This is a genomic window from Emticicia aquatica, from assembly GCF_923079645.1.
GTDB classification, from domain to species: Bacteria; Bacteroidota; Bacteroidia; order Cytophagales; family Spirosomataceae; genus Emticicia; species Emticicia aquatica.
Window position 1 is genome coordinate 408,307 of the sequence record NZ_CAKLPY010000001.1, and the last position, 25,199, is coordinate 433,505.

At 33.6% G+C, this 25,199-nt stretch carries 19 protein-coding genes; 12 read left to right on the forward strand and 7 right to left on the reverse strand.

Annotated elements, in window-relative coordinates; all coding sequences use genetic code 11:
• Window positions 1-106: 106 nt before the first annotated feature.
• From MJQ71_RS01725 to MJQ71_RS01740, 4 genes are all read left to right on the forward strand, one after another.
• Window positions 107-361, forward strand: coding sequence for a hypothetical protein (locus MJQ71_RS01725; RefSeq protein WP_238803991.1), 255 nt, complete (start codon window positions 107-109; stop codon window positions 359-361).
• Between the two features lie 459 nt (window positions 362-820).
• Window positions 821-2,053: a hypothetical protein gene (locus MJQ71_RS01730; RefSeq protein WP_238803992.1), complete on the forward strand. Its 1,233-nt coding sequence runs from the start codon at window positions 821-823 to the stop codon at window positions 2,051-2,053.
• A gap of 128 nt (window positions 2,054-2,181) precedes the next feature.
• A complete protein-coding gene (locus MJQ71_RS01735; protein ID WP_238803993.1) occupies window positions 2,182-6,120 on the forward strand; it encodes a hypothetical protein in 3,939 nt (1,312 codons plus the stop codon).
• Complete coding sequence (locus MJQ71_RS01740) at window positions 6,120-7,634, forward strand: T9SS type B sorting domain-containing protein (RefSeq protein WP_238803994.1); 1,515 nt, start codon at window positions 6,120-6,122, stop codon at window positions 7,632-7,634. Before MJQ71_RS01735 ends, MJQ71_RS01740 begins: the two co-directional genes overlap by 1 nt.
• Window positions 7,635-8,022: 388 nt before the next feature.
• On the opposite strand, the gene MJQ71_RS01745 is transcribed toward MJQ71_RS01740, so the two are convergent.
• The 4 genes from MJQ71_RS01745 to MJQ71_RS01760 all read right to left on the reverse strand — a co-directional run bounded on the left by MJQ71_RS01745 (window position 8,023) and on the right by MJQ71_RS01760 (window position 11,826).
• Entirely contained in the window at window positions 8,023-9,351 is a 1,329-nt protein-coding gene (locus tag MJQ71_RS01745) for an MFS transporter (protein ID WP_238803995.1), read from the reverse strand.
• 104 nt (window positions 9,352-9,455) lie between these two features.
• The gene (locus tag MJQ71_RS01750) at window positions 9,456-9,824 is read right to left on the reverse strand and encodes a VanZ family protein (protein WP_238803996.1); all 369 of its coding nucleotides are present in this window, start codon (window positions 9,822-9,824) and stop codon (window positions 9,456-9,458) included.
• Window positions 9,784-11,208: a pyridoxal phosphate-dependent decarboxylase family protein gene (locus MJQ71_RS01755; RefSeq protein WP_238803997.1), complete on the reverse strand. Its 1,425-nt coding sequence runs from the start codon at window positions 11,206-11,208 to the stop codon at window positions 9,784-9,786. The genes MJQ71_RS01750 and MJQ71_RS01755 overlap by 41 nt, the downstream gene beginning before the upstream one ends.
• Window positions 11,209-11,388: 180 nt before the next feature.
• Window positions 11,389-11,826, reverse strand: a complete 438-nt coding sequence (locus MJQ71_RS01760; protein ID WP_238803998.1) for a GNAT family N-acetyltransferase — start codon at window positions 11,824-11,826, stop codon at window positions 11,389-11,391.
• 89 nt (window positions 11,827-11,915) lie between these two features.
• Here MJQ71_RS01760 and MJQ71_RS01765 point away from each other — a divergent pair, with 89 nt between their 5' ends.
• Window positions 11,916-12,821, forward strand: coding sequence for a LysR family transcriptional regulator (locus tag MJQ71_RS01765; RefSeq protein ID WP_238803999.1), 906 nt, complete (start codon window positions 11,916-11,918; stop codon window positions 12,819-12,821).
• A 2-nt stretch (window positions 12,822-12,823) separates the two neighbouring features.
• Here MJQ71_RS01765 and MJQ71_RS01770 read toward each other — a convergent pair whose 3' ends face one another.
• Complete coding sequence (locus tag MJQ71_RS01770; RefSeq protein ID WP_238804000.1) at window positions 12,824-15,895, reverse strand: FG-GAP-like repeat-containing protein; 3,072 nt, start codon at window positions 15,893-15,895, stop codon at window positions 12,824-12,826.
• A 135-nt stretch (window positions 15,896-16,030) separates the two neighbouring features.
• Between MJQ71_RS01770 and MJQ71_RS01775 the strand changes: the two genes are divergently transcribed.
• The 6 genes from MJQ71_RS01775 to MJQ71_RS01800 all read left to right on the forward strand — a co-directional run bounded on the left by MJQ71_RS01775 (window position 16,031) and on the right by MJQ71_RS01800 (window position 21,298).
• On the forward strand, window positions 16,031-16,603 hold the full coding sequence (locus MJQ71_RS01775; RefSeq protein WP_238804001.1) for an RNA polymerase sigma factor: 573 nt from the start codon (window positions 16,031-16,033) through the stop codon (window positions 16,601-16,603).
• On the forward strand, window positions 16,600-18,033 hold the full coding sequence (locus MJQ71_RS01780; protein WP_238804002.1) for a hypothetical protein: 1,434 nt from the start codon (window positions 16,600-16,602) through the stop codon (window positions 18,031-18,033). Before MJQ71_RS01775 ends, MJQ71_RS01780 begins: the two co-directional genes overlap by 4 nt.
• Window positions 18,034-18,047: 14 nt before the next feature.
• Window positions 18,048-18,503: a Rieske (2Fe-2S) protein gene (locus tag MJQ71_RS01785; protein WP_238804003.1), complete on the forward strand. Its 456-nt coding sequence runs from the start codon at window positions 18,048-18,050 to the stop codon at window positions 18,501-18,503.
• Between the two features lie 65 nt (window positions 18,504-18,568).
• A complete protein-coding gene (locus tag MJQ71_RS01790; RefSeq protein WP_238804004.1) occupies window positions 18,569-19,480 on the forward strand; it encodes a DUF5777 family beta-barrel protein in 912 nt (303 codons plus the stop codon).
• Between the two features lie 42 nt (window positions 19,481-19,522).
• Complete coding sequence (locus tag MJQ71_RS01795) at window positions 19,523-20,068, forward strand: YceI family protein (protein ID WP_238804005.1); 546 nt, start codon at window positions 19,523-19,525, stop codon at window positions 20,066-20,068.
• Between the two features lie 18 nt (window positions 20,069-20,086).
• A complete protein-coding gene (locus MJQ71_RS01800; protein WP_238804006.1) occupies window positions 20,087-21,298 on the forward strand; it encodes a cytochrome c family protein in 1,212 nt (403 codons plus the stop codon).
• 63 nt (window positions 21,299-21,361) lie between these two features.
• On the opposite strand, the gene hisC is transcribed toward MJQ71_RS01800, so the two are convergent.
• A complete protein-coding gene (gene hisC, locus MJQ71_RS01805) occupies window positions 21,362-22,408 on the reverse strand; it encodes a histidinol-phosphate transaminase (protein ID WP_238804007.1) in 1,047 nt (348 codons plus the stop codon).
• Between the two features lie 212 nt (window positions 22,409-22,620).
• On the opposite strand from hisC, the gene hemF reads away from it, so the two are divergent.
• Window positions 22,621-23,517, forward strand: coding sequence for an oxygen-dependent coproporphyrinogen oxidase (hemF, locus tag MJQ71_RS01810; protein WP_238804008.1), 897 nt, complete (start codon window positions 22,621-22,623; stop codon window positions 23,515-23,517).
• A gap of 48 nt (window positions 23,518-23,565) precedes the next feature.
• Here the strand turns inward: hemF and MJQ71_RS01815 are convergent, their stop codons facing one another.
• Entirely contained in the window at window positions 23,566-25,116 is a 1,551-nt protein-coding gene (locus MJQ71_RS01815) for an FMN-binding glutamate synthase family protein (protein WP_238804009.1), read from the reverse strand.
• Window positions 25,117-25,199: the final 83 nt, after the last annotated feature.

The following is a 25,199-nucleotide window of genomic DNA, read 5'->3' on the forward strand; positions in this document are numbered from 1 at the left end:
TATGAAACTAAAAATTATTTTAAAAGCTGTATTATTCATTGTTTTTTTTGCAATCATAATGCATATAATTAGGTTGTTCTTCTTTAAAAGAACACCTGAAATAACGGTGAATTTAATTGAATTGATAGAAGAAAAAGATAATGTAAGGCAAAGCTTTGGAGATTTTCGAGGAAGTGAAATTCAATATACCCCAATAATCGAAAAAGATGACTCGAAGTATAAGTTTGAAGCCATTATGAAAGGAAGTAATGGAAATGTGAAAATAGAAGGACAAATAGAATTAGAAAAAAATACTGTTTTTACTAATTGGATTATAACCAAATACAAAATCATTCCAGTTCCATCAGTGTCCACCCGTTAGGCGGAGTTTTCTATAAGTTCGGCTAATGTAAATTTAGTCGGTGTGTCAACCGTTCAATATCCATTGCCGGTTTCAACGGCATCAAAGAATAGGTTTTTCATTCACATTAGCTAAATTGATATTCAGCCAAACAACGAATACAAAATTAATTCAGAAGAATTATGTATAAAATTCTCTGTTCCCTTAGAGTCTCCCGAAAGCAGGTAGAGGTATTTTTGGCGAGTGCATCAGACAAACCAAATGAAGTAAAATTGGAGATAAAAACCAAGAAGTTAAAAAGTGGATAGGTCAAAGCCTAAGCGTCAATGTTTTTCATAGGACCTTGAAGGAATGAATTTTTTATTTAAAAAAAGTACGATGATTATGAAAAATTATTACCTCATGAGGTAAAGTATATTCTTGAAAGCGATGATTTTCAAAGACCAATTATTCAATATTATAAAAAATAATACATTAGTTATGCAAAAAACACCACACACACTCATTCTATTTTTGTTTATTTCTACATTTTGTAATGCTCAAAGTAACTTTGTAAAAGGGGTATTAATAAATAATCAAAAGGACACGCTAAGTGGCTATATAGATTATCGAGAATGGATTAAAAGCCCTTCTGAAATATCTTTTAAAAAAGAGACTAATCAAGCAAGTTCCATCTATAATGTAAATGATTTGAGAGGTTTTGTAATAGATTATAATAAAGAAACTTATGAGGCATTAAGTTTTGAATTTGAGAAACTTCCAAGACACTTGACTAAACATCAATTTTCAAGTCTTGGCATCTATGCTAATCGAAAAAAAGAGATAGTTGACAAAAAAAAGTTTGTTAGATTAATTTCTAAAGGAAGAATTAATTTGTATCAGTTTGTTGATAGTGATTTAGATATTCAATTTTTAGTAAAAGAGACTGATAAAATTGTGCCTTTAGTTTATCATATCATAAGAATAGACAATGAAATAGCTAAATTGAGGGAGTATCAAATACAATTAACCAATTTACTTTCGGATGCGTGTAAAAAACTTCCAATAGAAAAGACAGAATATTCATTGAATGAAATGAAAGATTTAGTTGACAATTATAATACTTGCTTTACCAAAAATGTAAAATTGCAAATAACGCCAAAAGATAAAGGAAAATTTGAATATGGTTTGTTAGGTGGTGTTTCCTATTCGACCTTAAATTATATTTACCCATCACCATACACAAATTCGGTAATAATATTAAAAGGAAAAGGCAATTTAATGCCTATTGGAGGTATTTATCTAAACTATGTACTTGCACGAGGAAGGGGTAAAATAGCTGTTGTTAATGAATTTATCACTTATTCTATAAAAAGTACGGTTAAAGGCATTGATTATTCTCATTTTAATATTCGATACTTGGGTCTGCAAAACTTGATACGGTATAAAGTTTATTTGGGAAACCCATCCATTTACCTATTGTTAGGCTTATCTAATGGACTGTTAATTAATAATAATAGCTTTGTTGAAATATCAAGTACAGGCTCTACAAGGGCTGATTCTCGTGAATTTAGGAAGCATGAAGAAGGAATTGTTGGTGGTATCGGGACAAGTTTTAATAAGCTTATGATAGAATCTCGATACACCAGAGGTAATGGTTTTGCAGTTGAACAATATACTAATACCCCTACAAATAGGTTAGAGATAGTAATAAAATATAACCTTGGAAAGTAAAACAGTACAATCTTTGGTAACAAAATAAATCCATTATTACAAAATAAGTTAAAAAAAATATTATGAAATCCTGCAATTTTACATTTAAACAAAACTCACTCAATTGTGAGAATAAACAGCATATAGATATGAAAAAAAACATTGTTTATATGCTACTGCTTTTTTTAAGCGTTGGTATAAATACTTTTGGGCAGAAGTATTTACCACAATATATAAAAACACCTTTTGCTCCTCCAATAAGTAATTCTCCTTCAAACAATTCAACAAATGCCGTAAGTACAAGCAACTTAACAGTACCTAAGCTTATTCCACCCGCTCCAAATGCAGCAAGTTTAGGGAGCTTTGGCGATATAAATGTCAATCCAAACTCAGGACAACTGAGCCCCGCAATTCCAATTTATGAAATAAAACTCAATGATTTTTCTTACCCCATAGCACTTACTTACTCAAGCAATGGTCTAAAGATGAGCGATGTACCTGGTTGGGTTGGTATGGGTTGGTCTTTAAATGCCTTTGGTGTCATAAACAGACAAATGAGAGGTATTCCTGATGAACAGAAGTATGGCTATAATGGTATTAATGCCACTGGAGCAGTAATTAAAGATTTTTCAAATGGTATATATACAACATTTGAAGGTTTATCAAAAGAAGCCTTTGCAAAAAAATGCTACGAATTTGACTTTGATTCTGAACCTGATTTATTCACTTTCAACGCAGGTAGTGTAGGTGGTAAATTTTATTTTGGACATGAACAAATAGCCTCACCAACAAAAAATGGCACGCTTATCCCTTATAGTGACGTAAAAGTTCTGGCTACATTTAATACATCTACACCTAATATTTTTAATCAATTAAATCAAAGAGGCGTAATTGATGAATTTAAAGTTACCGATTCAAATGGGGCAGTATATACTTTCAATATAAAGGATGGAACAATTTTCGGTAATTCGGATGATGAATTTCCATTTGCAAATCGCTATAATGCTTGGTATCTTTCAAATATTACTACTCCAAATGGAAATACAATTGATTTTTACTATAAAGACCGAAAAATTACAAATCCAGCTAACTTTTCACAAAATGCTTTAATACCCTTATATGCAGAATCTGGCTGGAATGTTGGCTCGCATGTAAAACTACCAAAATCATATCAAGAACAAGTGATTGATATGAATCTTGAGAGGATTGAGGTGAATCAAGGAAAAGATGGGATTATTAGGTTTATTGAACAAAGTAATGATAGAGACGATTGGACTTTTACTGACACGAAAGGAAGCGGAAAGAAGCCACGTGCTTTGTCAAAAATTAGTATTGAAAATGGTCTTGCCGAAATCATAAAAGAGTTCGAGTTTAAATATATTGAGGGAGTAAATCGTTTGATGCTTAGGTCTTTAACTGAGAAAAATGGTTCTTCAGCGATGCCGCCGCATATTTTTAACTATTATCAGGAAACATTAGTGCCAAGATATGTTGATTTCGGAGCAACAACATTTGAAGAAGATTATTGGGGATATAAAAATGGGATTGTCAGTGAAAAACTTATTCCAGAATTTACGATAACAAACTTAGCTTCCAATAACAAATTAGTAAGTATTGTAGGAACAAACAAACAGCCAGATGCCAATAATGCAAAATTTGGGCAACTCGAAAAAATTACATTTCCAACCCAAGGAACCACCATTTTTGATTATGAAGGCAATAATTTTCTGAGCCGAGTAGTTCCAAATGATATTTGTGTTGGGCCATTTACAACCTTACTTGGTGAAGTAGAAGCAGTAATGTCTAATTATGATTATTCCTTGGGTGGAGTAGTTACACAGCAAATAGTTACAGTACCAAGTGGTGTACCAACTGATAAAATATGTATGCAAATAGCCTATCATATTAGCATCGGAGGAGCTAGTAGTACAGATGAAGTAACTGGAAGTGTTAGTATTTATGATGAACAAAATAACATGGTTGATACAAGGACGATAGTTGCAAAAAGAGGGCAAAGTCAGGTATTAAATGAAACGGTTATTGAAAGATATGAATATTTATTCTCAAGAAATTCAACACCTGGGCGAACTTTTAGGATTGTGGCAGAACTATACACTGAAAATGGTATAAGTGTCATTTCAAACAATAGAGCAAGAATAACGGTAAATATTAATCCATATTCAACCACTAATCCTACTTTTGTACAAAAGAATGCAGGAGGGCTTAGAATAAAGAAAGTAATAAGTTGCCCCGATAATACTATTACTGGTTGTATAATAAAAGAATATGAATATTTAGATACAGATAATTTATCAAGTGGTAAATTATTAACAAATCCATTTTATACTTATAATTCTTACAAAGATATTGGAACTGGTAGAGTTGGTGATACTGGTGGTGAGATAACTATTGGTGTTCTTCATCGTGGCATAACATCCGCAAGTCAAATACCAATTACCTCATCAGGGGGAAATCACATATATTATGAGAGAATTAAAGTAAAGAATGGAGGGTTTAATGCAAGTGGTTTACCTGTATTTTCAGGCTACACAGTTTCTACTTTTGTGCCTGTCAGCGAACAACAAGATGAGTTTTTGGCAACATATTATGGTTATCCAATCTATTCACCAGTAATTTCAAAAGATTGGAGAAGAGGGAAACCTAAAAATACACGAACCTTTAATGAAGGAAATGTGATTTTACAAGAAACGACCAATATTTATGGAATTAAAAATGAAAATAATACCACTCCAATTGCCGTAAAATGGGGTGTAGTAAGATATGATAAAGATGATAGAGCATCTGTTTATGGCAGTTTTTCTTATGGAACTTATTTGGGTTTTGATTTTCATAAAACATCATCATCAATAGCTTATTTTTATGATGTGAATTATACGCCTTCAAGCCAAACAAGTGTTAATCAAACTTTAGACAATAATTATGATGGTGCAAATATTGTCAACCCAACATTGAGACATTATAATATTACTAAAACAACAACCCAAAGTAGTAAGGGTGAAACTCTGATAAACGAACTTAGTTATCCAAATGATTTAATCAGTGACGCAGAGTTTGGGATGTCAGCAGTAAATCTTAGGAGTAAGTCAATGATTGGTAAGGTTTTAAAATCAGTAAACAAACGGAATGGAAACATCATCAATATAAATGCTTATTATTACAGTGTTTTTGATGGAAGAGTTTTAATGAGTAAAACTAAATCATTTATCGGTAGTAATTCAAATCCTGAAATAATTGATTTTTTAGTGTACGATAAAAAGGGAAACTTGAATGAGTTTAAACTTAATGAAGGGATCTCAACAAGCTTGGTATGGGCATATAATTCTACCTACCCAATCGTGGAAGCTAAGAACGCTACTAAAGCACAGATAGCTTCAATTATTAATTTTGATAATGTCGGAGATAATAACAGTGATAGTGATATTTTAAATATTGGAAATCAGATACGTTCTTCTCTAAATCGTGCTTTGGTTACCTCATACACATACAAAAAAGGAGTAGGGATTTCTACAACTACAGACCCATCTGGTCTAAGAAATACATATAAATATGATAAATTAAATAGATTAGAATATATTAAAGATATTAATGAAAACCTTATCAAGTCTTATCATTATAACTACGCAACGCCAACTGCCGCAGGCACAGCACAAGCGATGGCTTTCTCTGCCCAGTTAGACGCTCGTAACGAACAAATAAATTTGTCGTTTGCTTATCCTGCTACTGAGGTAGTAAAATATGAAATCCAACGAGGGCAAGGTAATGAGCCACTAAAGTTGTGGGTAACTGTTGATGGTAATAATAACACCAAAATAGACCCAAATTATACGCCCAACCAGAATATTTATAAATATGAAATCAGGGCAATATTGAGCAACGGTACTGTTACCGAATGGAAACCACTCAACCTTAATTTGCCGAATAACTGTACTGGTAAACTTCAACTAATGAAAAATGGAGCTATACTGGCCACCAAGCCAATTGTTGATAAAGCTTGCTACGAGCTTATTTTAGATGAAGGCTTTGAGACCCAGGACAACGCAGATTACACAGGTGAGACAGAAAATTAATGAAAAGTCCATACAACTTTTATTTTAAACTATATTTATTACGCAATTGGCAATGGTTGGGTGATAAATATTTGTTTTTATTTGTATATTTTTTCTACTCGATTCCGACGTTTGCTTCATATATAGTAGGGGGTACAATCGGGCTTGAGCAGATTAATAATATACCAGGTAGATATAATATCGATTTAACGCTTATCATCGACCTAAATGCTACAACTACTAATACCCAAAATAGGCTTCAAACCAATAGCTTTATTTTTGCTCGCATTTTCAGGAAAAGCGATAATATTAAAATGGCTGATTTTACGCTACCATACTCCAATCAATTTGATGTAGCTTTTACGGATTATCCAACTTGTTCAAAACTACGAGATGTAAAACAAAGAGCTTATAACTATAAATTACTCACTACACTTGACCCAAACATTTATGATGACCCACAAGGCTATTATTTAGTTTGGGAACGCTGCTGTCGCAATGATGATATTGATAATATTCAGTCTGCACCTGAAGCCAGTATGGTACTTTACGCCGAGTTTCCCTCTTTAAAACAACATCCGCAGTATTCATCTCCAGTATTTTCATTGACCAAAAACGAGTATATATGTCTCAATAAATCATTCAATTTTAAAATAAATTCAACTGATGCTGATAATGACCAACTAAAATTTAAACTTGTAACACCTATCAATGGAAACAATAAAAATCAAGTTGGTTTAGCTGATATTATAGTAGTTGCTGGGCCATATCCGCTTATTACTTGGCTTGCTGGGCTTTCCGCAACAAACAGTATTCCTGGAGAAATACCATTAAAAATAGATGAAACCACAGGTGTTTTAGAGGTAAAGCCAAATAAAACGGGTTTGTATCTGTTTGCTGTTGAGTGTGCCGAGTTTAGAAATGGCGTACAGATAGGCTTTTCAAGACTTGAGTTTCAATTTCCAGTAGTAGATTGCTCTAAAAACACCCCTTCTATTCCTATTATAACGAATGAGGGTATTGCCGCAAAAGACCTAGAAGTTTGTAATGGGAAAACAGTCGGTCTGGAGACAGCAGCCAATTCAGCATGGTTTTTTCAGTGGCAAAAAGATGGTGTTAATTTACCGAGTGCAACTTCAAACAAATTGGATACTAAAGAAGCTGGCGTATATAAAGTCATAAAAAGCTTAAAAAATGTATGTGCCAATGATACTGTTTCGTCAGAAGTGACGCTAGCACTTTGTGATAGTGGCCTTCAAATCTATGTCCCGACTGCCTTTTCACCTAATCAGGATGGTCTAAACGACGAATTGGTTGTAATCGGAAGAAGTCTTGATACATTTCATTTATTGGTTTATAATAAATGGGGTGAGGTAGTCTTTGAGTCAGATGATATTAACAAAACATGGAATGGCGGTTGGCGAAATGACATTAACCAACCAGTTCCAGTTGGACAATATGTATTGAAAATAAAGGCTGTTTTTACAAATACCGAAAAGGTTGATAGACAGACAAGCGTGATCGTTTTGAGGTAGAAAGGATAATAAATAGCCCACCATAGATAATACTTTCAGCAGTAAAGTTAAAGAGTTTGAAATTTATAAAGTAGAGTATTTGACTACTGATGCATCAAGCAATGTGAACGAGTTTTTATTGAAAGTAATACCGTATTATCCTACTTCTTCAACCACAACATCAATTCAAATACTTTATAATGATGAATTTCCAGAAAAAATAAGGTAAATATAAAATTAGATCAATATTAATAGGTGGTACGATTTCCGATTGGAAGGATACAACCATAAATTATTAATAATATGAAGATAGGGTAATTAATATTTAATGTAATGCAGTAAAATAAAGAGAATATATTTACAAGTAACTCAGTGAATTATATCAAATAGTTTACTGTAGCGATATTTTTTAATCTAGAAAAGCCAAATCTTTACCATATTCTTCTTTAATTTTAGAAATACCCCAAATAGCCAATGAAAACACAATACAGTCTAGAAATAAAACACTATGAAGGAAATCATCAAAAAAGATATTGATTATCGGAATAAGTAAGGAAAATAAAAAAACTGATGCTCTGCCTATTCCAAAAACAATCGTTGTAGCTAAAGCTCTAAGATTTGTGCCAAACTGCTCGATTGTAAGTGCCAGTAATTCAAATTGGTAAGCGATAAATAAACCAAATAGAAAATTTAACAGTAAAAATGCGTGTTGAATAGCGGGTTTTATAAAGGCATAAATTAGAGAAAGCAAGACTAAAGAGAATATACAAAAAGTTATTGTTTTTTTTCGACTGCGAATTTTGTACCCTATAATGGCAAGTAGTACAAACCCGATTCCTCCTCCAATCGCAAAAAACATCATGCTTTGCCCCATAGTTATCTTTAATTCTTTAAAATAAGTAACCCCAACAAAAATAGAAGATGCTGTAATTAGGTAGCTTGGCAAAATACTCAAAATTAAATAATAAATTTTTTGGGTTTTGAGTAGTGAAAAGATAGTTTTTCGAGCAGAAGATTCATTTTGACTTGCTTTTAAAAAAATATCAGATTCAAAGGTTGAAAAACGCAACAACATAATTATGAAACCAAGTAAACCACCTGCAATATATAAGGTTCGCCAATAAACAACATTTGCAAAAATACTAACTAAAAACATGCCAATAAACCCACAAATTGCAATGAAGATGACGGCGTAAATACGTTTTCCTTTAGGGAATATTTCGCAAACCAAAACTAAACCGATTCCTAGTTCTGCCGCTAATCCTAGTCCAACTATAAAGCGTAGCACTACAAATAGATAATAATTATGAACAAGGCCACTCAAAAGAGTGCCTATTGAGTAGGTAAAAACAGATATAAAAAGCATTGCCATCCGACCTTTTTTGTCTGCTAAAACTCCAAAAATTAATACTCCGAGTAAAATTCCAATATGCTGAACGATAAGTAAATTGGTATTAGCGGATACTAATTGATGTTCATTAAGACCAAATTCAACAAATGCTTCTTTCTTGAAAACATAGGTTAAATTGACGCAAAATACATTAGCAAGGTATGCTAACCCAGCAGTAAGTAATGTCAAATGACAAGATTGTATCTTTATTTTTATAAAGTTCACAGTGTTTTTATTATTTTTTATATAAAAACGTTCAATATTATTACTAATCGAATGCAAATCATAAAACCTAAAATAGCAATAAATTTGACTGGAAAAAGATAATTTAGTCACAAAAACCATCATTAATTTATGAAGTTTTTTGTAACTAAAATAGTAGTATATAAAGAAAATAGTTTGTGTAGATTACAAAAGTAATAGCGTGGGTATTCGTTTAATGAACTTGGAGTTTACTTCTTCAACCCTAAAAATGTCACAACAAAAAATAGTAATAAACCAATAATAACCCCAATACTATCAGCCAAAATATCGTGCCATTCAAAGCTACGTTGAAATGCAATGAGTACATAACCTTGTACAATTTCTAAAAGAAGTCCATAAGTAATACCTGAAATTAATGTTTTTTGATAGTTTTTGAAAGCAAATTGCCAGCAAAATGCCCAACCCAAAAACATGATTATGTGGATTACTTTATCATTGAGGTAAGTATTTGGTACATTATCACCTGGCATTGTGCATATCATCAAAATGATAAGTGTAATGGCGTAAGCCAAAAGTTTACTTTCTAGAAACTTGATTATAAATATTTTCAACTTCATCTAAAAGAGCGTTTAAATCGGTTTCGGTCGTTAAAGGATTCATTAAAGAAACACGAAGATATACTTTTTCTTGTAAAGTTGTTTGAACGATATAGAATTTGCCTTCTTGTAATAGTTGTTGTCTAGTCAAAGTATTAATTTCATTGGTGTCGTTAAATGTTGAATTAATTATTCTGAAGCAAACGATGTTACTTTCTGGTTCAATCGCCAATTCAAAATTGGGCCTTGATTGAATCAACTTGGCGAAAATTCGTCCTAAGTCATATAGATAATCTACATTTTCACCAAAAATATGTTCTCCATGAGCTTTCAAAATTGAATATATTTTTACACTCATCATTAATTTTGTACATTCAAATGTACGTTTGCCTGAGTTAAACCAATCTTTTGAATGCTGATTTGCCCACAAATACTGAGCTTTTTGTTGGAAGGTTTTGAAAGCATCTTCATCACTTTTAAAAATCAAAGCCGTTGCTAAGGCAGGTGTCATCAACATTTTGTGCCAATCAATTACAACCGAATCTGCTTGATTTATTCCTTTAACTTTATGTTTGTATTTTTCAGAGAAAATAACAGCTCCACCATGAGCACCATCTACATGAAACCAAAGCTTATGTTTTTCTGCAAAAAGGGCGATTTCTTCTAAATTATCATAGCTACCACTTGAAGTTGAGCAAGCACTTCCTACAATACAGATAACTTTTAAACCTTTTTTTATTGCTTCTTGATAGTACTTTTCTAATAAATCGGTTCTTATTTGTAGTTTTTCATTGGCAGGTATTTTTATTATTCCATCACTACCCATTCCCATGATTCTTGCCGCACGGTCAATACAATAATGAGCTTCTTCCGAAACCATTACAGCCAATTTTTCTTGATTACCCTCTTCCCAAACTTCAGTTTTTGAAGCACGAGCCGCTAATAAAGCAGTAAGATTAGCCAAAGTTCCGCCAGAAGTAAGTAAACCACTTGCATTTTTATCAAAACCGATACGCTTTGCCAATAAATCAGACAAAATTCTTTCTAAAGGATTTGATACCAAACCCATTTCATAAACAGCCATACCGTTATTTAACATTCCTGTCAACATTCCTGCCATTGCTGTAATTGGCAATGGAGGCGTAACCTGATGCCCCATATAACGTGGATGATGCAAATGCATTGATTTTTCGATTGTTTGCTTGAAAAACTCATTAATATCACCTTTACCTTTTTCAAAATCGGCTTTCCAAAAAGCCAAAGTTTCTTCAGGTTCTTGGTAAGGAATAACGCTTGAAATAGATTGATCTTGCGATTTTTCTAAATAATCAGCTAATAAATCTACCAAATTATGTGCATTTTGACGAAAGTTTTCAGGTGAAAAAGCTTCTTGCAGGTTTGTCATATTAATGTTTTCTAAAGTCAAAACTTAATTCAATTATAATTACTTTTAAGCATTACTCATTTATCAATTATACATTTTTCAAAACATAAATAAATGTTTTTTTCTATGAAAAACTACAATTAAATTAGTGGAAATAGCTAAAATATATGTTATTTATTGATAAAAACTATAAATTTCTTTTTAAGATTTCCAGTAGAAATAATGATTTTCTTCCCGTTTCCAGCCAATATTTTCGTAAAGCTTTTGAGCTTTAATATTTTCTGGCGTTGTTTCTAAAAGTAAACCTTTGTGTCCTAATTGTCTGGTAAAATTTTGTGCTGTTTCGAGAATAGCTTTCCCAACACCCTTGTTACGAGCTTTTTCATCAACAAAAAGATCATTGAGCACCCACTGCCTTTCCATAGAAACTGACGAAAATGTTGGGTACAATTGTGTAAAACCAAGTGGTTTATCGTCTTCCAAAGCTAAAAAAATGACAGATTCATTGAGTAAAAGTCGTTCCGAAAGAAAGCGTTTTGCTGCTACTAAATCGGCTTTTTGACCATAATATTGGCGGTAAGCATCAAATAAAATGGCAGCTAAGTCTAAATGTTCTTTTTGTACTTGAATGATTTTCATAGTTAAATTTTATTTTACAAAGCAATGATTAATTTTTGATAACAAAAAATACTTAATTTTGATTATTTGATGCCCAAAATGAATCAATCATGGATTTAAGAACGATTGAAAATTTCTTGAAACTTGCAGAGACACTTAATTTCAGAAAAACTGCCGAAGAGATTTATATTGCCCAGCCTGCTTTGAGTCGGCAAATAATGGGTTTGGAAGAAGAACTCAAAGTGATGCTATTAAAACGGAATAAAAGAAATGTAGCTCTGACGGAAGCAGGTGAGTATTTTCGGGAGGAATGTCAACGAATTTTGGAGGATTTTGAGAGAGTTAGACAAAGAACAAATCAAATTTATAATGGTGAAGGTGGTGAAATAAAAATTGCTCATTCTAGTTCATCGATGCAATTTTTATTGCCTAATATTTTGGCGAAAATTCAATCTAAAATGCCTTCATTAAAAACTATTTTGAATGAATCGACAAATATTTTTGGCATTAATGCTCTCATAAATCGTACAATTGATGTTTGTTTTGGACCAAACATGATTGTTCCAAAAGAACTCAACGCAAGAACACTTTATGCCGAGAATTTTGTTATTCTTTTGCCCCAAAAACATTGGCTTTTAGAAGAAAATTTCACTTCGTTGGCCCAGTTATCAGATGAAAGTTTTATTTTACCTCCCCGAAGCGAAAGTTCTGGCTACGTAGAAAGTATTGAGGCGATGTGTCAAAATAATGGATTTATCCCAAAAGTTGCATATCAATCTGGCAATTCAAATACGGTTTTACGCTTGGTTGAGGCAGGAGTTGGGGTCTCAATAGAGCCAAAATCAGCTTTAAGCGGACAAAATATGAATGTTCGCCACATTGAAATGCGAGATAATGTATCGAAATCAGAAATGCGGATGGTTTGGTTGCGTGGCAGAGAGAAAGAATTAGCACGTTTTTTTGAGATTGTGGAGGAAGTGGTGAATCAGTATGAATTCACCACTTTTATCACTTAAAATCACTGGCAACCAACAATATTTGCCTTGAAAACACTTTGGCTATCAGCAAAAAAACCATTGGTTAAAACGATTGACTTACCAGAACGGTACTCAATTTGGCTGGTTTGAGATATTTTTTGAGTACTGTTTATTTGACTCGAATTGTATACTTGAACCGTACCATTTGGTACAACTCCACTCAAAGTTATTGCAGGGTTTTGTACGTTTAGGGTAACAATATTTGACTGTGTATTACTGCAAGCACCAGTAATTAAACATTTATATTTGTATCCATTAAGGGTACTATTTGATAATACCTTGAGAGTGTCGCTTGTTGCACCTGCATAAGTTGCCGAATTTAATAAATCAGAAAATGTTGAGCCATTATTGGTACTTACTTGCCACTGATAAGTTAATCCTAAACCTGTAACTACCACAGGAAAAATGATTTGAGTTGCATCGCAAGTACTTTGACTAGTGGGTTGGGATGTTATAATTGGGCCAGAAATAATATTTATACTTAAAGTAGCTGTTGAGACTTTGTTAAAATTATCAGTCACAGAAACCGAAAATGTTGCGTTTGTAGCCGAGCAAATGGCCGATACGTCAGCCATGATATTTCCATCTGGATTGATTGTTAAGTTTGAAATACTAACACCATTTACGATAGCCGAATTGCCACTATTTATTTGGGGAATCAATGTATTTGCCGCTTGATTTCCATCAAATGCTGTTGAAATTTTGATATTACTTGAAACCCCAATGCCGTGATTCAGTGAAAAATTTGTGGCAATTGGCGGACAATTATTAAGAATTACCGACAAACTTCCAGTATTTCCATCATTACCAATATTAGCGGAAATAAAATCTAATGAACCGTCTTGATTAAAATCTCCTGAAACAAGTGAGCCAGGTTGCAAACCAACCGAAAAGAAATCAGTGCCTAAAGTTGTTGGTGTTGCGAAATTTCCATTGCCATCATTGTAAAGTAAATAAACGAAAGATGAATTATTGGTTGGTGGCACAATCAGTTGTGAACTTGTAAGAATATCACAGAAACCGTCGCCATTAAAGTCATTTACTAAAACACCATTCATTTTTGAACTAACAGTTTTGAATGAAACGGTAAAATTCCCACTACCATTATTGGTCAAGATTGAAATGGTACTTTCGCCATAATTGGCCGTCACTAAATCAAAATCTCCATCGTTGTCAAAATCTCCAGTGGCAATATCACGGCAATTTAATCCAACAGTAAAAGTTGAAGCAAGTGAAAACCCGCCCAATCCATCACCAAACGAAACGCTCACAGTATTATCGGTGTAGTCGGCAGTGGCAAAATCTAAGTTTTCATCCGCATTAAAATGTCCAACTACAATGCTTCTTGGTAAAATTCCTGTATTTATTGCAGGTGTCAAATTACTAAAACTTATTTGACCGACAAGGCTTGTATTTAAGAAAACCTGAACTCGTTTATTATCTGCATTGGTTATGACAAAATCTGGTTTCCCATCTTGATTAAAATCTCCTGAAGCAGCGGCTAAAGCAGTGCCAATACCACCACCACCTGTACCCGTGGGGGTAGTCGTTTGAGTAAATGAGCCAAGACCATCGTTGGTTAATATAACTATTTCACTAAAATTTGCTTCGCCGAAAACAATGTCTTTATCACCATCATTATCAAAATCAGCCACTACAATGGCTATATTATTCCCTAAAGTATTGCGTGTTGGAATTGGCGTTCCTCCCGAAAATCCACCACTGCCATTGCCTAAATATAAACTATATGCAGCCCGATTTGACACATTTTTTGAAGGCATAATAATATCTAAAATACCATCATTATTAAAATCATCTGTTGCTAAATGATAATCGCCAGGAAGTGAGGTGGGTAATAAAGGTGAATACGCAAAAGGAACAGCACCTGTAATTATTGGTGAACTATTGGCTGTTTCAAAATATCTGTTTGCACAATTGTTACCCAATATTTTTAGGTTGTATGCTTTACTTTTTGAACAAAAAATGCCATTTTTTGCAACAATAGTAAAACTAAAAAAACCAGATTCAGCTGGTGTTCCACTAATTTGTCCAGTAACTGAATTTAAAGTTAGACCTCGTGGTAAATGACCAATTGGTATTGAAAAGGTGTAAGAATCTGAAGGAGTTACACTGATGGTTTGATTGAATGGAACATTAATTATCCCATTGGCAAGATTTCCAATAGTTATAATTGGACAAACTGTTGTTGAAATAGTTGAAGAAATACTACTTAGTTGATTATCACTTCCGCTGAAACTAGCAAATACAGTATGTACTCCAATGCCAAAGTCTGGAATAGTTATACTTGCAACGCCTAAATTATTAAGAATGATTGGACTTTGAGCAACTCCATCTACTGTGAAAGTCAATGTTCCTGTAGGAATACAAGTTTTATTTTGGGAAACAGTGGCAGTGTATGTAACAGATTCGCCAATAATAATACTCGAATTGGATTGTACAAGACTGATTGCCGACGGTGACTTATCAACAATAAGCGTGTTATTGATGTAATTTATTGTATAATTTGGATTTGCTAAAGTACTTGCCGTAATATCGTTGGTATAAGTTCCAGCAGGGGCGGGTGCGGTTACCCCATAATTACAAATCAAAGAACCCGTTAGTGAACCAAGATTATCAAGGTTTTGAAAACCTGAATAATTAGCAGTACAAGTAGGAAAAGGGTCGCAATAAGTAATCGTTTTAGCCGCCGCCGTTACCGTAAGAATAGCTTTATTGACAGTTAATGTAAACGAAGCATCTGTAGATCCAGTGTTATCGGTTGCTCGAACCGTAATCGTATAAATGCCAGCAGGTGCGGTTGATTCTAAGAAAACTCGGTCATCATTTGCTATAATGGAGATATGCCCAACTAATCCACTTGGAATATTTTGTAATGAATAAACTGAATTATTACTCTTAGCAGTAGCTCTCACATTTACATTTTGCCCATAAGTTATTGTTGTATTTGGGTAACTCAATGAAGGTAAATTCGCAAAAGAGGTTATCGGTAAAAATAGAAGTATTATAAAATAATAGGTCAGTATATGTCTCATAAATATGTGAGATGTAAAAAATAATGTAAATATAAATGGATACGGAATAAAAGCTGCAATGGTTGTTTTTTTGACCCAACAAATTCTTCCGTATATTCGTAGTATGATAGAGTGTACTAACCAAATTTTTCTCTTGTGATTCCAAACCAAGCAGATATAATAAAACGATGCCTAAAAGGTGATGAAAAAGCCTTTCGAAAGCTGTATGATACTTTTTCCTCGCGAATGTTAGGTGTATGTAAAAGATATGCTCGAGAAACTGCTGAAGCAGAAGATTTATTGCAAGAAGGTTTTATGAAAGTGTATGAACAATTATCTGGGTTTAAAAATGATGGTTCACTGGAAGGATGGATTTATCGTATTATTGTAAATAATGCAATTGACAGTTTCCGTAAGAATCAGAGGATGCAAACAGTCGAAATTTCAGAAATTCATGACGATAATTTGCCCTTTGTTAGTTCGAATGACATTTTAAGTGCCATTAATACGCAAGAATTATTAGAAAGTGTTAGACAATTGCCTCGTCAATATGGTATCATTTTTAATTTATACGTTTTTGAAGGATATAAATACTACGAAATTGCAGAACAATTGAAAATTTCTGAAGGAACTGTAAAATCAAATTTATTTGATGCACGCAGGTTATTAAAGGAAAAAGTTACGAAACTATTCGATATGAAAGATACTATTACTAGTCAAACAAAATGAAAGAAGAACAAGCAAATGAGATTGACAATGCCTTTCGAGATGGGCTTGACAATATCTCGGAAACCCCTCCACCAAAAATTTGGAATGGACTTAGATTGGGCTTGGTTGAACGTAGATTGGTAGTGATTGAAAAACAAAATTATTGGCTAAAAATTGGAAGTGGACTACTATCAGCAGCTGTTATTGTATTACTTGGAATACTCTATAAAGGTAATGCAACGAATATTGCAGATAGAACACCAACTGAAAAGATAGTTTTTAGGAACAAGCTACTGCATGATACCATTTATGTGTCAAAAATTGAAAAGGTGTATTTCCCAGTAAAAGAAATTGTTTATATCAACCAAAATCAAATAGCGACAACCGATAGCGTTGTTTTAACTTCAAAACCTATTGTGAATGATAAGATTATTACTTTAAACCGAGTGGAAAACCAAATTACACCAACGAATCAATTAAACGTAGTTAATAAAGAGGATATTTTTGAAGTAAAATCTAATAATTCAGATGATGAAAAAATAGTCAAAAAAGGTTTAGAAGAATTGAAATTTAGCTTTATCTCGCTCGATTTTAAAAAATTTGATTCCTTGAATGTATTTCTTCAACTACCTAATATTAATTATCAAAATCGTATGATTTATCGCCGTGTAATAAAGCAAGATAATACAATTTCATTTAAAAATCCGTCGATAAAAATATTTTATGCCCCCGAATCAGCTTACGTTTCAACGATAAAAGATGGTTCGTTAATTGCAGAAACAATAGGTACAGAGAAAAATCATCATGTTTATTCTTATGGAGCAAATCTTAGTTTTGACTTAACAGATAAATGGAGTTTAGAGACGGGTTTGAATTTCTCGTATTCGCAGTTTTATACTGTTGATGCGGTTAAAAAGCGTCCCCTTGTTGCTGAAATGTATAAAGGGTCTCCTCAATATCTCTATAGAACGGCACTCGGCTTGGCTATTATACCATCTGATCAATTAAATACAAAGCCAGTTGTTGGAAATGCAATTATTGTGGAGTCAGAAGATACGCACGTATTAAAACAGTTTAAGATTCCGTTACTAGTAAAATATAAGCTTTATGAAGGCAACAAATTGCTTGGAGCTTATACGAATAGATATAGCTTGTACTCAATTATGGGAGCTGAATTACGCTATAATCGTTCACAAATGCTTAATGCCGAAATTTATGAAGCTGATGGTACTGATTTTTATACAGCTTTCACAGACTTTAAAGAGGTAAAACCATATAATGTTGGTTTAGTTTTTGGAACTGGATTTGATTATAATTTAGCAAAAAAAATAAGTTTTTATGTTGAACCAACAATTCGTTTATCAACTGCGTCATACTCTCAAAGTACAATAGTTAAAAGTTTTCCACGATGGTGGAGCTTTGCTTTTGGGTTTAAGTATAATTTAAAATAAAATTAATTGAACGTATGTCGAACGAACAAATCACAAACAAACAAGAAATTATTTCACGAAATGCTTTTTTACGTAAAATGGGCTTCGGTAGTGCTGCAATGTTAGCTTTACTTTGTACAGGCGAGCTAACGTCATGTACAAATGCAACTGTTGCACCCGCAAGTGGAAGTGTAGATTTTACAATTGACTTAACAAATGCAGCCAATATTGCCTTAACTAAAAATGGTGGGTATATTATCCAAAATAATATTGTGATTGCTAAAACAAGTTTAGGTACCTATGCTGCTGTTACATTAGTTTGTAGCCACGAGCAAAGAAAAGAAGTAATGTATCGTACAGACCGTTTTTATTGTTCAGCTCACGGAGCAGAGTTTGATAATACAGGAAAAGGACTTAACAGTAATGGGAAAAAAGGTATCGCAGCCTATAAAACTGAACTTACTGGCACTACTCTAAGAGTTTACGCCTAATTTATTTCAATATGGTAATAAGTGGAAGCATTTTTTTGAATCATTCCACAATTCTTTTAAAACTTATGAAATTACTTTTTAGCATCATATTCGTTTTTTGTACATACATCGCATTTTCTCAAGATGATTTAATGGATGTTCTAAACAAAGAATTGCCTAAGCAAACGACTTATGCAACCGCTACTTTCAAATCAACCAGAGTAATTAATGGTCAGTCGATTGAAACTGTAGCAAAAAATCATTTAGACTTCAGAATTTCACATCGATTCGGTACAATTAATTCGGGTTATAAAGAACTTTGGGGGCTTGACCAATCTCGTATTCGTTTGGGTTTAGAATACGGTATTACAGATAATCTGATGGTGGGAGTAGGGCGTAGTTCTTACCAAAAAACGTATGATTATTTTATGAAATGGAAAGTGGTTAAACAATCATCGGGTGCAAGAAAAATGCCAATATCAGTGGCAGTTTTTTTTAGTGATGCTACCAATACAATGGATACATCAACGGATTTGCCATTTTATAATAACCTTGAAAGACAAAGTTATACGACACAAATTTTGATTGCTAGAAAGTTTAATGATAGATTGTCTTTGCAGCTTTCACCAACAATTATTCATAATAACAAAACAGAAAGTTTTCTTGACCAAAACACAATTTATGCTTTAGGTGCAGGTGGGCGTATTAAACTCAATAAACGAACGTCATTTAATATAGAATATTTTTACGTACCAACTTCAATTATGCAAGGGAAAACGCAATTAGACCCGCTCAAAACTAATAATCTTTCGGTTGGGTTTGACATCGAAACAGGTGGTCACGTTTTTCAATTACACGTTTCTAATTCTAGAGGAATGATTGAAAAGCAATTCATTACCGCAACAGCCGATTCTTGGGCAAATGGTGGCATTTATTACGGTTTCAATATCTCACGTATATTCAGCTTTGACAAAAAAGAAAAAGCTAAAAAACACTAAGAAAATAATATAATAATTTCAAAAAATAAACCCCAAACTGATATGAAGAAAATTCAGTTAATGCTATTGCTATGCCTTTTTTCGAGTATTGTGACCCACGCTCAATACTATATGACTCAAAAAGGAGAAACAAGCTTTTTCTCCGAAACACCGATGGAAAATATCTCGGCAATCAACAGCATGGTAGGTGCGGTAATCAATCCGATTACAAATGATGTGGTAGTCAAGATGAATATCGCCCAATTTAAATTCCAAAATAAATTAATGGAAGAGCATTTTAATGAAAACTACATGGAAACCGAAAAGTTTCCAACGGCAACATTTAAAGGTAAAATTTTTGAAAAAATTGATTTTTCAAAAGATGGAACTTACGATATTTCTATCAAAGGAATAGTAACAATCCATGGTGTAAGCAAAGATAAAACCGTGATTGGCAAACTTTCTATTGCTAAAGAACAAGTAATGTTTACTGGTAATTTTGATGTAAAATTAGTTGATTATAATATAGAAGTACCCACTTTGGTATTTGCAAAAATTGCCGAGTCAATTGCTGTCAAAAATAAATTAGTATTGACAATCAAGAAGTAACTTAATCAATCTAAAATTATGAAGAGAATACAAAAAATCATATTGGTCTTTTCGGTGTTTATTTTTATTTTGAGTGCTTGTTTAGATAGTAAAAATAATGCACCAAGCCCCATTTCAAGTGCTGAAGTGAAAACTGGTACTATAGTAAATACTGACCCAACAACAACCAATACTGGTGGAACTTCCACAACAGCAACAAATGTAACTGGAGCTATTTTTACGAATGAAATCATGCCTCTATTAAAACGAGAATGTCTAGCTTGTCATCAAGCTCCAACTAACTCTGGAGGAATAAATCTAGAAACCTATACTCAAGTCAAAAAATATGTCGATAATGGCAAACTTTATGGGAGTATAAGTGGAGCAAAAGGCTTTTCAAAAATGCCTCCAAGTGGTACTTTAACAAATGCTGATATTGCAAAAGTTAAAACTTGGATTGATGCTGGTGCAACGAATGATACTCCGATAATTACGCCACCAGTTGTTGTTACGCCGCCTGTTGTTTCACCTCCAATTGTAACGCCAAGTGGTTCAAGTATTACAATTGATTGCCCGAATGGAAGTGTGAGAATTGCTACAAATGCTATAGCAACAGGTGAAAGTCAAGAAGGTAGTAAAAATAATACAAGTAGTTCAGCAACTGCCACAGTTTGTTTTGATACGCAGGTTTTGCCTTTTTTTCAATCAAGTTGTGCATTTAGTGGGTGCCATAATTCTCAATCTAAAAAAGAAGGGTATGACTTGTCAAATTATGCTTCAATCATATCAAGAGGCATTAAATCTGGAAAACCAACCGAGAGTGAAATCTATAAAGTAATGATAGCTACCGGAAAAGATAGAATGCCTCCAGCACCATATCCCGCTATTGCTAAAGATAAATTAGACATGATTGCAAAATGGATTCAAGAAGGGGGACAAAATAAAGTTTGTGGTACAACTGGCAATGGAGCTACAACTGCAGGAACGTCAAGAACTGTAGTGGTGAATTTTACAGCTGTTAATGCCATTCTACAAACAAACTGCGTGAGTTGTCATAAAGCAGGTTTTGCATCGGCTGGTATCAGTCTTGATAATTATGCTGACATAAAAAAGCATAGTGCCAATGGCAGCCTTTATGGTAGTATAACGGGAGCCTCTGGATACAAAAAAATGCCTCCTGGTGGACAATTGACTACTTGCGATGTAATGATAATCAAGAAATGGATTGATTTAGGAATGCCTAATAATTAAAGTTTTTATAGAACGAGAAGTAGCCATTGGTTACTTCTCGTTTTTATTAGAATTGTAAAATCTTTAATATTTTTTTAAAGCTTTTAAGAGCGTATCATTTTCTTTTTGCGTACCAATCGAAATACGGATACAATCTTCGCACAAAATCACATTTGAGCGATTACGAGTAATTACTTTTTGTTCAATTAAAAAATGGAATAAAGCATTTGCATCAGTAAATTTTACTAATAATTGGTTAGAATCTGAAGGATAAATGTGCTTCACAATGCTCAGTTCTGAGAGTTTTTTGTGCAGTCGTTTACGTTCTTTCAAAATCTGCTTTACATATTTATCTTTTTTGTTTTCTTTACCCAATGCCGCATAAAGCAATTTTTGTGTTACACCATTAAGGTTGTAAGGATATTTAATTTTGTTCAAAATTTTGATAAATTCATCTGAAGCAAAGGCCATTCCCAAACGCAATGCTGCCAAACCCCATGCTTTTGAGAATGTCTGCAAAACCACTAAATTGGGGTAAGTATCAAGCAACTTCGTGAAAGAATCTTCTGTTGCGAAATCAATATAGGCCTCATCAACTACTACCAATCCCGTTTTGAAATTATCCAAAATATGCAAGATAGCATTTCTTTCAATTATATTTCCCGAAGGATTATTAGGCGAACAAATCCAAATTATTTTTGTATGCTTGTCGGCCGTTTCTAATACTTTTTTCGTATCTACTTGAAAATCTGGGGTTAATGGCACTTGTTTTACTTCGATATTTTGAACATCAGCACAAACTTTATACATACCATAAGTTGGCGGTAAAATCAAAATATTGTCTTTTTGAGGTTCACAAGTTGCTCGAATCACTAAATCAATGGCTTCATCCGAACCATTGCCTAAGAAAATTTGAGCGGGACGAACACCTTTTATTTCGCCCAATTTTTCTTTAACTGCCGCCTGATATGGGTCTGGATATCGGTTATAATTTCCCGAAATAACCGAACCATAAGGGTTTTCGTTGGCATCTAAAAAAGTGCCTTCTTTACCTGAGTATTCATCACGAGCCGAAGCATAAGGAGTGAGTGTAAGAATATGTGGACGAATGACATTGCTTAATGAGAACATGGAAGTATTTACAGTTTATGAAAAATGATTGATGTCGGAGCTATCCAAAGGATAGTAAACTTTCATCATTACGATTATTTATTTTAATATAAAATATTGATAGAGAGTTATTGATGTGGTTTGCAATTCGTTATTCATCATTTGGAATGAGAATATTTTTGCAAAACTCTTCAATCTTAGTCTAACTTTGCACAAAATTTCAAAAGAATATTATGTTATCCAAAGAAAATATTGCCGAATACTTCAAAACATTACAAGATAATATCTGTCAAGCTTTAGAATTGACTGATGGAAAAGCCAAATTTCAAGAGGATAATTGGCAACATCATAGCGGTGGAGGCGGTCGAACCCGTGTTTTGGTCAATGGAAATATCATCGAAAAAGGAGGCGTGAATTTTTCTGTCGTAACTGGCGAAACCTCTGATGCACTACAAAAACAGTTAAAACTGACCGAAAAAGCCGATTATTTTGCTACTGGTGTAAGTATTGTGCAGCATCCAATTAGCCCAATGGTTCCAATTATTCACATGAATGTACGGTATTTTGAAATGTCAAATGGTATTTCTTGGTTTGGTGGTGGTATTGATTTAACACCTCATTATGTGGTTGATGAAGATGCTCGTTGGTTTCATGAACAACTAAAAAAAGCGTGTGATAAACATGACTCAGAAGCCTATGCCAAATACAAAGAATGGGCAGATAACTATTTTTATATTCCTCACCGTCATGAAACTCGTGGGGTAGGGGGCATTTTCTTTGATTATTTAAAACCACAAGATTCGACAGAAAAAGAAAAAATATTTGATTTTGTGAAATCTGTCGGCGAATCATTTGCTCCGATTTACACTCATTTAATGGCAAAAAATAGCCAGATTTCTTTTGGTGAAGAAGAAAAAAAATGGCAAATGCTCCGTCGTGGACGTTATGTTGAATTTAATTTAGTTTGGGATAGAGGTACAAAATTTGGACTAGAAACTAACGGTCGCACCGAGTCGATTTTGATGAGTTTACCACCTGTGGCTAATTGGGTTTATGATTATCAACCACAACCCAACAGTCCAGAAGAACGCACATTGAGTCTATTGAAAAAAGGAATAGATTGGATATAAAACCAAGGCTAAGAATGGTTGAATTCAATTCAACCATTCTTAGAAAAATTATTTTCCGCCCAAATATGGGTTTTCTAACAGCTTTTTTAAGCCCTCAAATTTTACAGGCGTTTTTTGGTATTGATAAGTTGTTCGTAATGACTGCGTACGGTTATTGTCGCCCATTGCCACATCTACATCATCCATCATAAATTGGCTTGGATGCTCGTATCCGCAAGCATGACAAATATCAAGAATTTCTTTCGTCAACGTTTTTACGTAATTATAAAAACGTTCGCTTTTGAGCGTTGGGTCAATTCCACCTTGTAGCCATTTATTTTGAGTAGCTACTCCACTTGGACAACGATTTGTATGGCAAACTTGTGCCTGAATACAACCAATCGACATCATTGATTCTCTAGCGACATTGATTACATCAACGCCCATCGAAAATGCCATAATTGCTGTATCGGGCAAACCTAATTTCCCTGAACCAATAAATGTTATTTTATCGTTCAATTCTCGTTTTTGAAATATTCGATAAACTGATGAAAAAGCATATACAAATGGCAATGAAACGTGGTCAGCAAAACTTGGAGGGGCAGCTCCAGTTCCGCCTTCACCACCATCTATTGTAATAAAATCAGGGCCTTTGTTTGTTTTTTTCATCAAATCGGCCAATTCTTCCCACATTTCTAATTTTCCAACCGCCGATTTTATGCCAACTGGCAAGCCCGTTGCTTTGGCCATCAATTCAATAAAATCGACCATTTCTTTGATGTTAGAAAAAGCACTATGATAAGCAGGAGAAATGACATCTTTTCCCATAGGAACATGACGGATTTCTGCTAATTCTTTTGTCAATTTTGAGGCAGGTAACACGCCACCTTTGCCTGGTTTGGCTCCTTGCGAAAGCTTCAATTCAATCATTTTTATGCAAGGATTTTCTTGGCAAAGTTTCACGAGTTTTTCCAAAACAAAATTTCCGTCATCATCTCTAATGCCGAAATAGGCGGTTCCGATATTTAGCACAACATCTGCTCCATTTTTATGGTACGGCGAAAGTCCACCTTCGCCAGTATTGTGGTAGCAGCCAAATTTTGCTGCTCCTTTATTCATCGAATCAATGGCCGTAGCTGAAAGTGACCCGTAGCTCATTCCCGAAATATTAACGACTGATTTTGGTAAAAAAGGTTTTTGACGTTGATGAAATTCGCCAATCACTTTTGCTGATGGACAAATATATGGATTGCCAATATTTGGGTGGTCTTTAGGCAATTTATAAGGCAACATGGCAGGTTTTATAAAATTATATCCTGCACTATACAAATCTTGGTCAGTGCCAAAACCTTGAAAATTATTCTCTTTTTTGGAAGAAGCATATATCCATGAGCGTTGACGGCGATTAAAAGGAAGCTCTTCTCGATTGTTTGCTACAATGTATTGACGAAGTTCTGGCCCAACGCTCTCAATAAAATAACGGAGATGTCCAACAATTGGAAAATTATGTTGTACCGTGTGGGATTTTTGGAAAATATCACGAATAGCAATAATTAAAAGAAATAGCAGTAGATAGCCCCACCAAGCAATATTTTCAAAGAATTGTAAAATGGATTCCATTAGGTTTTATGATTGAATGTTGATGGAGCGAAGTTAAATGATATTTTGGTTCAAACAAAAATGTTTTAAAACTAGGAGGAATC